Origin of the sequence: Microbacterium testaceum (assembly GCF_001476285.1) — a bacterium.
In the GTDB taxonomy this organism is placed as follows: Bacteria; Actinomycetota; Actinomycetes; order Actinomycetales; family Microbacteriaceae; genus Microbacterium; species Microbacterium testaceum_B.
Genome location: NZ_LDRU01000042.1, coordinates 1 through 12,267, shown reverse-complemented (window position 1 = coordinate 12,267; position 12,267 = coordinate 1). Strand labels below are relative to the sequence as shown.

At 69.6% G+C, this 12,267-nt stretch carries 11 protein-coding genes, 1 tRNA gene and 1 pseudogene; 7 read left to right on the top strand and 6 right to left on the bottom strand.

Annotation, left to right across the window (positions count from 1 at the left end; genetic code table 11):
- On the top strand, positions 1–502 hold a 502-nt coding region (locus NS283_RS08835), incomplete at its 5' end, for an SIMPL domain-containing protein (RefSeq protein ID WP_058596495.1).
- A 3-nt stretch (positions 503–505) separates the two neighbouring features.
- Here the strand turns inward: NS283_RS08835 and smpB are convergent.
- From smpB to prfB, 4 genes are all read right to left on the bottom strand, one after another.
- Positions 506–982, bottom strand: coding sequence for an SsrA-binding protein SmpB (gene smpB, locus NS283_RS08830; protein WP_058596494.1), 477 nt, complete (start codon positions 980–982; stop codon positions 506–508).
- A gap of 51 nt (positions 983–1,033) precedes the next feature.
- Entirely contained in the window at positions 1,034–1,951 is a 918-nt protein-coding gene (gene ftsX / locus NS283_RS08825) for a permease-like cell division protein FtsX (RefSeq protein ID WP_058596493.1), read from the bottom strand.
- Positions 1,948–2,964, bottom strand: a complete 1,017-nt coding sequence (gene ftsE, locus NS283_RS08820) for a cell division ATP-binding protein FtsE (protein WP_058596492.1) — start codon at positions 2,962–2,964, stop codon at positions 1,948–1,950. The genes ftsX and ftsE overlap by 4 nt, the downstream gene beginning before the upstream one ends.
- A 100-nt stretch (positions 2,965–3,064) precedes the next feature.
- Positions 3,065–4,177 (bottom strand): peptide chain release factor 2, encoded by a 1,113-nt coding sequence (gene prfB / locus NS283_RS08815; RefSeq protein ID WP_058596491.1) that lies wholly within the window; start codon positions 4,175–4,177, stop codon positions 3,065–3,067.
- 70 nt (positions 4,178–4,247) lie between these two features.
- On the opposite strand from prfB, the gene NS283_RS08810 reads away from it, so the two are divergent.
- The 3 genes from NS283_RS08810 to NS283_RS08800 all read left to right on the top strand — a co-directional run bounded on the left by NS283_RS08810 (position 4,248) and on the right by NS283_RS08800 (position 8,259).
- The gene (locus NS283_RS08810) at positions 4,248–5,465 is read left to right on the top strand and encodes an MFS transporter (protein ID WP_058596497.1); all 1,218 of its coding nucleotides are present in this window, start codon (positions 4,248–4,250) and stop codon (positions 5,463–5,465) included.
- Positions 5,466–5,667: 202 nt separating this feature from the next.
- Positions 5,668–7,467 (top strand): M20/M25/M40 family metallo-hydrolase, encoded by a 1,800-nt coding sequence (locus tag NS283_RS08805; RefSeq protein ID WP_058596490.1) that lies wholly within the window; start codon positions 5,668–5,670, stop codon positions 7,465–7,467.
- Between the two features lie 132 nt (positions 7,468–7,599).
- On the top strand, positions 7,600–8,259 hold the full coding sequence (locus NS283_RS08800) for a DUF1275 family protein (RefSeq protein WP_058596489.1): 660 nt from the start codon (positions 7,600–7,602) through the stop codon (positions 8,257–8,259).
- Here the strand turns inward: NS283_RS08800 and NS283_RS08795 are convergent.
- On the bottom strand, positions 8,243–9,265 hold the full coding sequence (locus tag NS283_RS08795) for an NADPH:quinone reductase (RefSeq protein WP_058596488.1): 1,023 nt from the start codon (positions 9,263–9,265) through the stop codon (positions 8,243–8,245). The genes NS283_RS08800 and NS283_RS08795 overlap by 17 nt on opposite strands.
- A 72-nt stretch (positions 9,266–9,337) precedes the next feature.
- On the opposite strand from NS283_RS08795, the gene NS283_RS08790 reads away from it, so the two are divergent.
- The 3 genes from NS283_RS08790 (at position 9,338) to NS283_RS08780 (ending at position 11,877) form a co-directional block, all read left to right on the top strand.
- Positions 9,338–10,948 carry an amidohydrolase gene (locus NS283_RS08790; protein WP_058596487.1) on the top strand — a complete coding sequence of 537 codons (1,611 nt, stop codon included), beginning with the start codon at positions 9,338–9,340 and terminating at the stop codon, positions 10,946–10,948.
- A 51-nt stretch (positions 10,949–10,999) separates the two neighbouring features.
- Positions 11,000–11,081 (top strand) — tRNA-Leu (locus NS283_RS08785).
- 49 nt (positions 11,082–11,130) lie between these two features.
- The gene (locus NS283_RS08780; protein ID WP_440589443.1) at positions 11,131–11,877 is read left to right on the top strand and encodes a DedA family protein; all 747 of its coding nucleotides are present in this window, start codon (positions 11,131–11,133) and stop codon (positions 11,875–11,877) included.
- Here the strand turns inward: NS283_RS08780 and NS283_RS08775 are convergent.
- A pseudogene (locus tag NS283_RS08775) lies at positions 11,874–12,267 on the bottom strand (Ku protein); the annotation flags it as partial. The gene NS283_RS08780 and the pseudogene NS283_RS08775 overlap by 4 nt on opposite strands.

Here is a 12,267-nt window from a genome sequence, read left to right as displayed (position 1 = left end):
CGGCCTCGTCGCGCACCTGCGCTCCGGCGAGATCTCCGAGTGGTCGAGCGCGCGTGTGTCGGTCTGGTCCGACCGCCCCTGGAACAACGAGGGCGCTCAGCTCCCCCTCGTCCATCACGCCGCCGTCGAGCTCTCGGCCACCTTCACCGATGCCGGCGCGCTGTCGTGGTGGCTCGGCGATGTCGCCGAGTCCGACGATGTCCACGTGACGGCCGTCGACTGGCGACTCTCGGCGGACACGCGCGCCCGCGTCGAACGCGACGTCGCCGCCGACGCCGTGCGCGTCGCGGTCGAGCGCGCGAGCGCCTACGCGGACGCCCTGGGGTTGGCATCCGTGTCCGCCATGGAGATCGCGGATGCCGGACTCCTGGCGTCGCGACCCGATCAACCGATGCCTCTCGCCGCTCGCGCGATGACCGCCGACAGCGGGCCGTCGTTCAGTCTGCAGCCGCCCGAGATCGTGGTGAGCTCGACCGTCGAGGGGCGCTTCCGCGCGGAGTGAGAGTCACTCCCCCAGACGGTTGCGCGTGCGCATGGCCCGCTCGGCCTCGCGCTTGTCTTCGCGCTCGCGGATCGTCTGTCGCTTCTCGAACTCGCGCTTGCCCTTGGCCACCGCGATCTCGACCTTCGCACGCCCGTCGAGGAAGTACAGACGCAACGGAACGAGCGTGTAGCCGCCCGCCGCGACGGCGTGCGAGAGCTTCACGATCTCTTCTTTGTGCAGCAGCAGCTTCCGCGTGCGCTTGGCCGAGTGGTTCGTCCAGTGGCCCTGCGAATACTCCGGGATGTGAACGGCGTCGAGATAGGCCTGACCGCCGTCGATGTACGCGTAGCCGTCGGTGAGATTCGCACGCCCCTGGCGCAGCGACTTCACCTCGGTACCGGTCAGCACGAGACCGGCTTCGTACGTCTTCTCGATCGCGTAGTCGTGTCGCGCCTTCTTGTTGGACGCGATGAGCTTCTCCCCCTGCTCACGAGGCATGGTGCCACCTCCTCATGATCACGGGCACACAGAGCCCCTCAGTGTACGCGATCAGGCGCGCAGCCATCGCCGAATGGCGAAGCCGGCACTCAACGCGGCCAGGACGACGCCGATCACCACGATCACGGGGACCACGATCGCGACGTCCGAGAGACTCACCCAGGATGTGATGAAGCTGATCCGATCGCGCAGATACCGTTCGACCCCGACCTGCACGATCGCCCACACGGCAACGCTCGCGAGAGCGGACCCGATCAGCGCGGCGAGCACGCCCTCGAGGATGAACGGTGTCTGGATGAACCGGTTGGACGCTCCGACGAGACGCATGATGCCGAGCTCTCTTCGCCGCGCGAAGGCGGAGAGACGGATCGTCGTGGCGATCAGGAGGACCGCGGCGATGAGCATGAGACCGGCGATGCCGACGGCGACGTACGTGGCGACCGTGAGCGACTGGAACAGCGGTTCCAGGTACTGCATCTGGTTGGTCACCTCTTCGACCCCGGCCTGCCCACTGAACGCCTCCGCGATCACGTCGGACTGGTTCTGGTCGACGAGGTTGATGTTGAACGTCGCGTTGAACTGGTCCGCCGTGACGACGCCGGCGATGTCGGATGACAGCAGACCCTGAGCGTTCTGGTAGGCCTCGTCGCTGGTCGAGAAGGTGTAATCGCGGATGAGCGGCTTGAGCGCCTCGCCGTCGAGCGTGGCGCGCACCGCGTCGATCTGATCCTGGGTGGCGGCTTCACCGGCGTTGCACGTCGGCTTGTCGGACACGGTGGAGCACATGAACACCGCGACCTGCGCGCGATCCGCCCAGTACGACTGCATCTTGCCGATCTGCATCTGCATGAGCATCGCGGCACCCACGAACGTCAACGAGACGAAGGTGACGAGGATGACCGAGATGACCATCGACGCGTTACGGCGAAGACCCGTGAAGGCCTCCGAGAGGATGAGCCCGAATCTCATGACGTGGGTCCCACTTCGTCGTCGCGGTCTTTCTTCTCGGCGAGCCCGAGCCTGTCAGCGAGGCCGAGCGCGTCGACCTCGGGGTTGCTCACCGGGATCGAGCGGGTGTTCGTCCCGGGTTCGCGGCGTTCCGCAGCAGCGGTGGTGACCGACGGCGACGTGGGCTCGACGGGGGCGGCGGAGACCTGCTCCGACCCCTCCGGTCCGCGGAGCGGCTCGACGGGCCCGGTGATGTTCGTGACCTCGCGCTGCACCTCGAGCACGGCCGTGAGCGCTGCGACCGCGGCCGCGCCCTTCTCGACCTCCGGTGCGAGCACGGGCAGCCCCGACCGGTCGCCGTAGCCGCCGTGGCGCTCGTCGCGCACCATCTCGCCGCCGCGAAGCTCGATCACACGGCGCTGCATCTGGTCGACGAATCCGGCCTCGTGCGTGGCCATGACGACCGTCGTCCCGCCGGCGTTGATGCGCGCGAGGAGGCGCATGATGTCGATCGACGTACCGGGGTCGAGGTTTCCCGTCGGTTCGTCGGCCAGGAGCACCTGGGGGCGGTTCACGAGGGCGCGCGCGATCGCGACGCGCTGCTGCTCACCGCCCGACAGCTCGTGCGGAAGGCGCTTCTCTTTGCCGTCGAGACCGACCAGAGCGAGGACCTCGGGAACCGCCTGCTGGACGAAGCCGCGCGAGGCGCCGGTCACCTGCAGCGTGAAAGCCACGTTCTGGTGCACCGTCTTGTTCGGCAGCAGCCGGAAGTCCTGGAACACCGAGCCGATGTGGCGACGGAAATAGGGAACCTTGCGGTTCGACAGGGTGCGGAGGTCGCGACCGAGCACGACGACACGCCCTTCGCTCGGGGTCTCGGCCCGCAGGATCAGCTGCAGGCACGACGACTTCCCCGAACCCGAGGCGCCGACGAGGAAGACGAATTCTCCGCGCTGCACCTCGAAGTCGACTGCGCTCAGCGCGGGCTTCGTGGTGCCGCGATACCGCTTGGTGACATTCTCGAACCGGATCATGGCTCGACGAGCCTAAGCGCGCGTTCCGGAGAGCCCGACAGGACGCGCCGTGTCGGCATCCGGGAAAACCCTATGGATGCCGAGGACCGCGGCATCCGTCTCAGTCGTCGTCGTCTTTGCGCTTGCGCCAGCGGATTCCGGCCGCGATGAGGCCGTCGAGGTCTCCGTCGAAGACGACGGCGGGGTTGCCGACCTCGTAGCCGGTGCGGAGGTCTTTCACGAGCTGCTGGCCGTAGAGGAAGTAGGAGCGCATCTGGTCGCCCCAGCTCGCGGTGATCGTGCCGGCGAGCTCCTTCTTCTTGGCGGCCTCTTCTTCGCGCTTGAGCAGCAGCAGGCGCGTCTGGAGGACGCGCATGGCCGCGGCGCGGTTCTGGATCTGCGACTTCTCGTTCTGCATCGAGACGACGAGGCCGGTGGGGATGTGCGTGATGCGCACGGCCGAGTCGGTCGTGTTGACCGACTGACCGCCGGGGCCGGACGAGCGGAAGACGTCGACGCGGATGTCACCCTCGGGCACCTCGACCTCGACGGCCTCTTCCATCACGGGGATGACCTCGACGGCGGCGAAGCTCGTCTGGCGCTTGTCGGCACCGCCGAAGGGGCTGATGCGCGCGAGCCGGTGGGTGCCGGCCTCGACCGACAGGGTGCCGTAGGCGTAGGGCACGTCGACCTCGAAGGTGGCGGACTTGATGCCCGCGCCCTCGGCGTAGGAGGTGTCCATGACCTTGACGGGGTACTTGTGACGCTCGGCCCAGCGCAGGTACATGCGCAGGAGCATCTCGGCGAAGTCGGTGGCGTCGTCGCCGCCCGCTCCCGAACGGATCGTGACGACGGCCGAGCGGGAATCGTACTCGCCGTCGAGAAGCGTCTGGACCTCGAGCTGACCGATCACGTCTTTCAGCGAGGCCAGCTCGCTGCGGGCCTCATCGGCGCTGTCCTCGTCGTCCATCTCGATCGCCAGCTCGACGAGCACCTCGAGGTCGTCGAGGCGCTGCTCGATCTCGGTGATGCGCTTGAGCTCGGCCTGACGGTGGCTGAGCCGGCTGGTCACCTTCTGGGCGTTGTCGACGTCGTCCCAGAGGTCGGGAGCACCCGCCTCTTCGCTGAGGCGATCGATGTCGGCTTTGAGTGCGTCGACGTCGACCACGGCCTGGATATCGGCGAAGGTCGAGCGCAGCGCCTGGATGTCGGCGGTCAAATCGAGTTCGAGCATTTGGAATCAGCCTATCGTGGAGACGGTGACCGCCGACTCTCCCCGGAGCGTGCTGGTGCGCTTCGCACCCATGATCTACGGGCCTACCCTGCTGTTCGCGATCGGCGAGGGAGCCGTCATCCCCCTCATCCCCGTCATCGCGAACCGCCTCGGCGCGGACGTGGCCCTGGCCGCCCTGGTCGCGGCCGCCCTCGTGGTCGGTCAGCTGTGCGGCAACATCCCCGCGGGATGGGCGGTCGCGCGGTTCGGCGAGCGGATCACCATGGGCGTGGCGGGGATCGTCATCCTCGGCGGCCTGGTGGGCGTCGTCTTCGCCGGGACTCTCGCGATCTTCGCGGCCGCCGTCTTCCTCATCGGCTTCTGCGCGGCTTCTTTCGCCCTCGCCCGTCATTCCTTCATGACGACGCGCGTTCCCCTGCATTTCCGAGCTCGCGCCCTGTCGCTTCTCGGCGGGACCTTCCGGCTCGGGATGTTCGTCGGCCCTTTCATCTCCGCGGCGCTGCTCGGCATCTTCGGCGACGAGAAGGCATCCATCGCCTTCTTCGCCGTCTGCCAGGTGGCGACGATCCTGCTCGTGTTCCTCGGTCCCGATCCCGAGAAGGCGGTCGCGGCGAACGGCAGCGATTCGCGCGACGACGAGGACACCGGTGAGCCCGTGACGGGTGCGATCCCGACCGTCGAGCGCGTCGGCGTGTTCCGTACGATGTGGCGATTCCGCGCGGTGCTGGCGCGCCTCGGCCTAGCCGCCGCCTCACTGTCGGCGGTGCGTTCGGCGCGACAGGTGGTCCTTCCCCTCTGGGGCGTGTCGCTCGGGCTGGACGCCTCGACGATCGCGGTGGTCGTCGGCGTCTCGGGAGCCATCGACTTCGCGCTGTTCTACGCGAGCGGACAGGTCATGGACCGCTTCGGCCGCCTGTGGGCGGCCCTCCCCGCGATGGTGCTGATGGGGGCCGGCTTCCTCGCCCTGTCGTTCACGCACGATCTCGACAGCTCGGCGATGTGGTTCGCCATGTTCGCCGCGGTGCTCGGGGTCGGAAACGGGCTCTCCAGTGGCATCCTGCTCACCCTCGGCGCCGATCTGGCGCCCGCGGACGAGCCGGCCGCGTTCCTGGGATCATGGCGGACCCTGACGGATGCCGGGGGCGCGATCGCTCCCGTGATGATCTCGGCGCTGACGGCGCTGGTGTCGCTGTCGGGGGCTGTCGCCGCCATGGGAGTGGTCGCCGCGCTCGGCGCCTTCGGCTTCGTCCGCTGGGTCCCGCGGTACGTGCCGAGATCGCGATCCTGACGGATTCGGATCTTCCTGATTCGCCCCGGAAAGACGGGGCAAAAGTCAGCTTTGCGTGTTTCCGGGCCGTAAAAAATCCGGTTGACTCTGGCCATTTGATGACTTTGCCGTGAGAATCGGTCACACGTTCGCCGCCCTCCGGCGACGTGTCATTTCCCCCGGATGAAGCGGGCGACGCCGCCCGCAGAGAGGTACCTTCACCGTGCCCCGTAACACCCCGCATTCCCTCGCGCCGCGCGCGGCTTCGCGCGCCCGGCGCGCCTCGGCCGTCCTGGCCACCAGCGCCCTCGTCGGGGGCGCGCTCCTGGTCGCTCCGGCGGCCTTCGCCGCCCCCGCACCGGGCGACGCGCCGAACGATCTCGGTCTGACCGGTGCCGACGTCATGACGCACCTGACGGAGCTGTCCGACATCAGCGAGTCGTTCGCCGACCAGGGTTACCGCTCCTGGAACTCCCCCGGCTACGAGGCCGCCGCGCAGTATGCCGAGCAGGTGCTCGAAGCGACCGGCGCGTTCACGGTGTCGCGGCACGCGTTCGACGTGCCGTACTCGGAGTTCGGCGAGGCCTCCCTCACGGTCGACGGGACGACCTACACCGGCTCGCACTTCGACAACAGCGAAGGCACCGACTCCCCGGTGACCGCGGCGCTCGCCCTCCCCGAGTCCGCGGACGGCGGTCGGCTCGGCTGCGAACCCACCGACTTCGCGAACGTCCCCGCGGGAGCCATCGTGCTCGTCCAGCGCGGCGACTGCACGTTCGAGGCCAAGATCGACAACGCCACCGCGGCCGGAGCCGGAGCGGTGTTCGTCTACAACAACGAGCGCCCCGCTGAAGAGGGCGTCTCGCCCGACGATCAGCTGACCAACGTGGGCTCGGGCCCGCGCAACGAAGAGGACTCCCCCGCCGCCACGCTCCCGCAGGCCAGTGGCGACGCCCTCGCCGCGCTCGTCACCGCGGCGCCCGTGGACGCTCCCGTCGAGGGAACCGCGGTCATCGAGAAGCAGTTCCTCGTCGGCCAGTCCTTCAACATCATCGCCGACAGCGTCGCGGGCGACCCCGACGACACCGTCGTCATCGGCGCGCACCTCGACGGCGTCGCCGAGGGACCCGGGGTGAACGACAACGGCTCGGGCTCCGCGGCCGTCCTCGCTCTCGCGGAGAAGATCGCGGCATCCGAGGTTCCGAACGACAAGCGGATCCGCCTGGCCCTGTGGGGCGCCGAGGAGATCGGCCTGCTGGGCTCGACCGCGTACGTCAACGACCTCGTCGCGAACGACCCCGCGGAATGGGACCGCATCTCGTCGTACCTGAACTACGACATGATCGGCTCCGAGAACTTCACCGTGGGCGTGTACGACGCCGACCGCTCCACCTTCCCGGCGGAGGGCGTGAACATCCCCGAAGGGTCGGTGGAGATCGAGAAGCTCTACACCGACTACTTCGACACCATCGAGCAGCCGTGGATCGACACCGAGTACTCGGGTCGCTCGGACTACCAGGCGTTCATCGACAACGGCGTGCCCGCGGGCGGACTGTTCTCGGGCGCCGATGACATCAAGACCGAGGAGCAGGCCGCACTGTTCGGCGGGACGGCCGGGGTCTACATGGACCGGAACTACCACACGATCAACGACAGCCTCGCGAACGTCAACCGCGACTCGATTGACATCTTCGCCCCGGCGATCGGTTACGCCGCCGTCGCCCTGGCCTGGGACGCGGCGGCCGAGCCGTCGCCCGAGCCGACGGAGCCCTCGCCCGAGCCCACCGTCGAGCCGACTCCCGAGCCCACCGCTGAGCCCACCGCGCAGCCGACGGCGGAGCCGACCGCGCAGCCCGTCCCGTCGCCGAGCGCGACCGCGGGTCCCGGCTCGCGCAACGACCTCGCCAAGACGGGATCGAATGCCGAGGGTTCCCCGCTCCCGGCGATCGGCGCGGGAATGCTCGTCATCGGCGCGCTCATCGCCGCCGGGACGATCATCGCCCGTCGACGCCCGCAGGAGTAAGCACCGCAGAGGGGCCGTCGGGGTCGCGTGTCATCGGCACGCGGCCCCGACGGCCTTTTCACGCCCCGAGGATTTGCCCGCGGCTGCCCCGCGCACGAAGATGCGAATCAACGAGACGCACGGGAGGGCGCTATGAAGGACGTGGACCGCGGCGCGCTCGCCCTCTCGGCCGCTCTCGCCGGCGTCGCGGGGTTCGTCGACGCGATCGGGTTCCTCGACACGGGCGGCCTCTTCGTCTCGTTCATGAGCGGCAACTCGACGCAGGGCGCGGTAGACCTCTTCGACGGCGGCGCCCGGGCGGCGCTGATCTCGGCCGGGATCATCGCCGCGTTCGTGATCGGCGTGACGGCGGGGGCCACCGCCGGCATGCACGCGTCGCGCCCCCTCGCGCGCGTGGTCGCGGGCGCTGCGGTGGCCGTCGGGATCGCGGCCGGACTCGCCCTGGCCGGCGACGCGACGCTCTGGCGAGCAGGACTGCTCGCCGCCGCGATGGGGGCGCTCAACACGCTCTTCCTCGCGGAGGGCCGCGCACGCGTGGCCATCACCTACGCGACGGGAACCCTCGTGAGCCTGGGTCTGGGCCTCGCGTCCCTGCTCACCGGGCGTTCGCGGACGGCGTGGCGACGCCCCCTGCTGTTGTGGGCATCACTCGTGGCAGGGGCCGTGATCGGCGGGGTCGCCCATCGCCTCGGCAGCCCCGCCGCGCTCGCCATCGCGGCACTCGCGCTCGGCGCCGCGTCGACGGTGATCGCCGTCCGCGGTGGAGCGAGTGGCGTCAGTCCTCGTCGCTGACCCGGATCAGCACCTTCCCCGTCGCCCCCGCGGCGACGGCGTCGTGGGCGGCCGCCGTCTCGTCGAGCGGGAACCACGTGACCGGCAGACCCGCTTCCTCGCCGACGGGCAGGGCGCCGTCGGCGACAGCCGCGGAGATGTCCTCGGCGGCCGCGGTCAAGGCCGTCTCCCCCACCGTGTAGAGCAGCAGCCCCTGCCAGCGGACGTTCTTCGCGAAGCTCGCCCGCACGGCGGCGGTGAAACTGTCTCCGCCGTTGTCGGCGTAGTAGCCGATGCTTCCGTGGTTGGCGATGACCTCGACGTCGAGCGCCGCGTTCTCGGCGATCGCCACCTCGACGATGTGCTCCACGCCGTTCGGGGCCAGTTCCCGGATGCCATCGGCCAACGTCTCACTCGGGTACCGCAACACGTGGTGGGCGCCCGCCGCGCGAGCCAGCGCTTCCTTCTCATCGCTGCTGACGGTGGCGATGACGGTGGCACCGGCCCAGACCGCCAACTGGATCGCCGCGTGACCCACCGCCCCCGCGCCGCCCTGGACGAGAACCGTCCTCCCGGCGAGGGCTCCCGGCGCGAGGCGCGACGGGCCGTTCTCGTGGACGGTGAGCGCGCGGTGCGCGGTCATCGCGGGCACTCCGAGGCTCGCGCCGAGGGCGAAGGACGCCCCCTCAGCGAGCGGAACGGCGCGCCCCGCGGGGATCACGGCGAACTCGGCCGCCGTCCCCGTCGGACGCTCGTGCTGGGCGAGGTAGACCCAGACCCGCTGCCCCACCGAGACCGACGTCACGCCCTCGCCCACGGCATCCACTGTTCCCGCACCGTCCTGGTTCGGCGTCACTTCGGTGAACGAGAAGGGCCGACCACCCTCACGCGCTTTCCAGTCGGTCGGGTTCACGCCCGAGACGGCGATGCGCACGCGCACCTCGCCGGGTCCCGGTTCGGGAACGGGACGCTCACCGAGCGTCAGGACGGAGGAGTCACCGGTCTGGGAGTACGTGATCGCTCGCATGGAGAGGACAAGCGGGCTCGGCGCGCACGCATTCCCTCGGCGTGTCGACCCGCCAGCCGCCACACTGGGCGGATGAGCAGTCTCGTGGTCGCGAACGGCGTCCTGTTCTCCGGCGGATCGGTGCTCGAGGGCGACGCCGTCGGCATCCGCGACGGTCGTATCGTCGCGACCGGACCCCGATCCGACGTCCGCGACGCGATCGGACCGGATGCCGACGAGCTCGACGCGCGCGGAGGCCTCGTCACCCCCGGATTCGTCGACTCCCACATCCACCTCGGCGGTGGGGCCGTCGACGCGCTGCGCTGCGACCTCGCCGGGGCGGCCTCCCTCGCGGAGATCGACGAGCGCGTCCGGACGTTCGCCGCCGGGACGACCGCGGCATGGATCGTCGGCGGAGGATGGGACCCCACGCTGTTCCCGACGACCGGTCCGACGGCCGCCCACCTCGACGCGCTCGTCCCCGATCGGCCCGCCCTCTTCCTCGACGCCGATCACCACGGCGCGTGGGTGAACAGCGCCGCCCTGCGCGCGGCGGGGATCGACGAGCGAACGCCGGACCCGTTCGACGGGAGGATCGAACGCTCGTCGGACGGCGCCCCCAGCGGAGCTCTCCGCGAGGGGGCGATGCAGCTCGTCTCCCCCCTGGTCCCGCCGTCCGCCACCGCCGACATCGCTCAAGCGCTCCTGTCGATCTCTCGCGACGTGCTCGCCGCGGGCATCACCGGCTGGCAGGAGGCAGCCCTCGGCACCTACGCCGGGTACCCCGACTTCTCCGACGCGTACCGCGCCCTCACGGAGGCCGGTGACCTCGTCGGCCGAGCCACCGGCGCGATCTGGGTGCCCCGCGATCTAACCCCGGCCACCATCGACGCGTTCGTCGCGGAGTGCGTCGAACGCGCCCGTGTGAACACGGCGGCGGGGTTCCCGACGCGCACCGCCAAGCTCATGCTCGACGGGATCATCGAGACGCGTACCGCTCACGTCTGCGCGCCCTACCCCGACGGCTCGCACGGCCTGGCCTACTTCGACCCCCAGATCGTGCGCCTGCTCGTGCCCGCCCTCAACGCCGCGGGACTCGCCGTGCACGTCCACGCGCTGGCCGACGCGGCGGTCCGCGACGCCCTCGACGGCTTCGCCGCGGTCCCCTCCGCCGATCGCGTTCGCGTGCGCAACCACATCGCCCACCTCGAGCTGATCACCCCGCCCGACCTCCCGCGGTTCGCGGCGCTGGGGGTGACGGCGAACTGCCAGCCGTACTGGGCGTGTCGCAACGACCTCGTCCGCGACGTGACGCTCCCGCTCCTCGGCGCCGGACGCGCCGACGAGCTGTACCCGTTCGCCTCCCTGCGCACCGCGGGCGCGCGCCTCGCGATGGGATCGGACTGGCCCGTCTCGACCTTCGACCCCTGGCTCGGCGTCCACGTGGCAGTGACCCGTCAGCCGCCGGGAGAATCGGATGCCGAGCCCCTGGGCGCCGCTCAGTCCCTCTCGCTAGGCGAGGCGCTCGACGCATACACGCGCGGCTCGGCGGACCTGCTCGGCATTGGTCCCGGAACCCTGGCCCCGGGAGCGCCGGCCGACCTCGCCATCGCGGATCGCAACCCCTTCGCGGGCCGACCCGACGACATCCACGAGACCCGGAATGTCACGACCGTCGTCGCGGGCGACGTCGCCGGGGGTTGACGGCTGGTTCACATCGTGCGAGCCTCGCGCGCGCATAGACTAAACCCACTCGCGGGAGTGGTGAAATTGGCAGACACGCAGGATTTAGGTTCCTGTGCCTTCGGGCGTGGGGGTTCAAGTCCCCCCTTCCGCACGACAACCGCCGTACCCGAGCACGACCTCTCCGACCCGACGGGACCGATGTGATCCACCCCACCGCCCTGCTCCCGTGGCTCGACCCCGCGACGATCATCACCAACTCGCAGCCCTGGGCGCTGCTGGTGGTCTGCTTCATCATCTTCGCCGAGACCGGTCTGCTCATCGGGTTCCTGCTTCCCGGCGACACGCTGCTGATCATGGCCGGCCTGCTGTCGCACTCGACGCCCGCGGCGCCGAACGGTGTGTTCGGCATCAACGCGTGGTGGGTGGCCCTCGCGATCGGATTCGCCGCCTTCATCGGTGGTGAGGTCGGCTATTACATCGGCCATAAGGCGGGTCCGTCGATCTTCGAGCGCAAGGACTCCGGCATCTTCAGCCGAAAGAACGTCGAACGCACCAACGCGTTCTTCGAGCGCTTCGGCGGACTGACGGTGATCCTCGCGCGCTTCGTCCCCGTCGTGCGCACCTTCGCCCCGATCGCCGCCGGTGTCGGCCACATGCCGTGGCGCAAGTACACGCTGTACAACTTCATCGGTGCCGTCATCTGGGGCATCGGCCTGACGATGCTCGGTTACGCCGTCGGCTACATCCCCTTCATCCGGGACATCGTCACCGAGTACATCGACGTGATCCTGCTCGCCGCCGTCGCCGGCACGGCACTCTTCATCGCGATCCACTACTTCCGTGAGCGGGCCGCCGCGAAGCGCGAGGGAACGGTCACCCACGACGATGCCGCGTCGCTCGCCCTCGACCCGAAGACGCTCGAAGACGGCGATCAGCCCACGCGCTAAGACGCCTTCGAGCTCTTCTTCTTGGCGGGAGTCTTCTTCTTCGCGGGCTCGTCCTTCTCGGCGCGCGCTGCGCGGGTGCGCTCCACGCTCGCCCGCAGCGCCTCCATCAGGTCGATGACTTCGCCGCCGTCTTCGTCTTCCTGCGCCCCGAAGGTGGCATCCGTGTCGATCGCGTCGCCCTGCTCGAGCTTTGCGTCGATCAGGGTCCGCAGCTCCTGCTGATACTCGTCGGTGAACTCCTCGGGGTCGAAGTCCTTCGAGAAGCTGTCGACGAGGGATGCCGACATCTCGAGCTCCTTCGCCGAGATGCGCACGTCCTCATCCAGAGCGGGGAAGGCGGCCTCGCGCACTTCATCGGCCCAGAGGAGCGTCTGCAGCACCAGCACGTCG

Excerpts from the sequence above, each read along its gene's own strand:
- smpB (WP_058596494.1), bottom strand. The coding sequence starts at position 982 with ATGCCTCGTGAGCAGGGGGAGAAGCTCATCGCGTCCAACAAGAAGGCG.
- ftsX (WP_058596493.1), bottom strand. The coding sequence starts at position 1,951 with ATGAGATTCGGGCTCATCCTCTCGGAGGCCTTCACGGGTCTTCGCCGT.
- ftsE (WP_058596492.1), bottom strand. The coding sequence starts at position 2,964 with ATGATCCGGTTCGAGAATGTCACCAAGCGGTATCGCGGCACCACGAAG.
- prfB (WP_058596491.1), bottom strand. The coding sequence starts at position 4,177 with ATGCTCGAACTCGATTTGACCGCCGACATCCAGGCGCTGCGCTCGACC.
- NS283_RS08810 (WP_058596497.1), top strand. The coding sequence starts at position 4,248 with ATGATCTACGGGCCTACCCTGCTGTTCGCGATCGGCGAGGGAGCCGTC.
- NS283_RS08800 (WP_058596489.1), top strand. The coding sequence starts at position 7,600 with ATGAAGGACGTGGACCGCGGCGCGCTCGCCCTCTCGGCCGCTCTCGCC.
- NS283_RS08795 (WP_058596488.1), bottom strand. The coding sequence starts at position 9,265 with ATGCGAGCGATCACGTACTCCCAGACCGGTGACTCCTCCGTCCTGACG.
- NS283_RS08790 (WP_058596487.1), top strand. The coding sequence starts at position 9,338 with ATGAGCAGTCTCGTGGTCGCGAACGGCGTCCTGTTCTCCGGCGGATCG.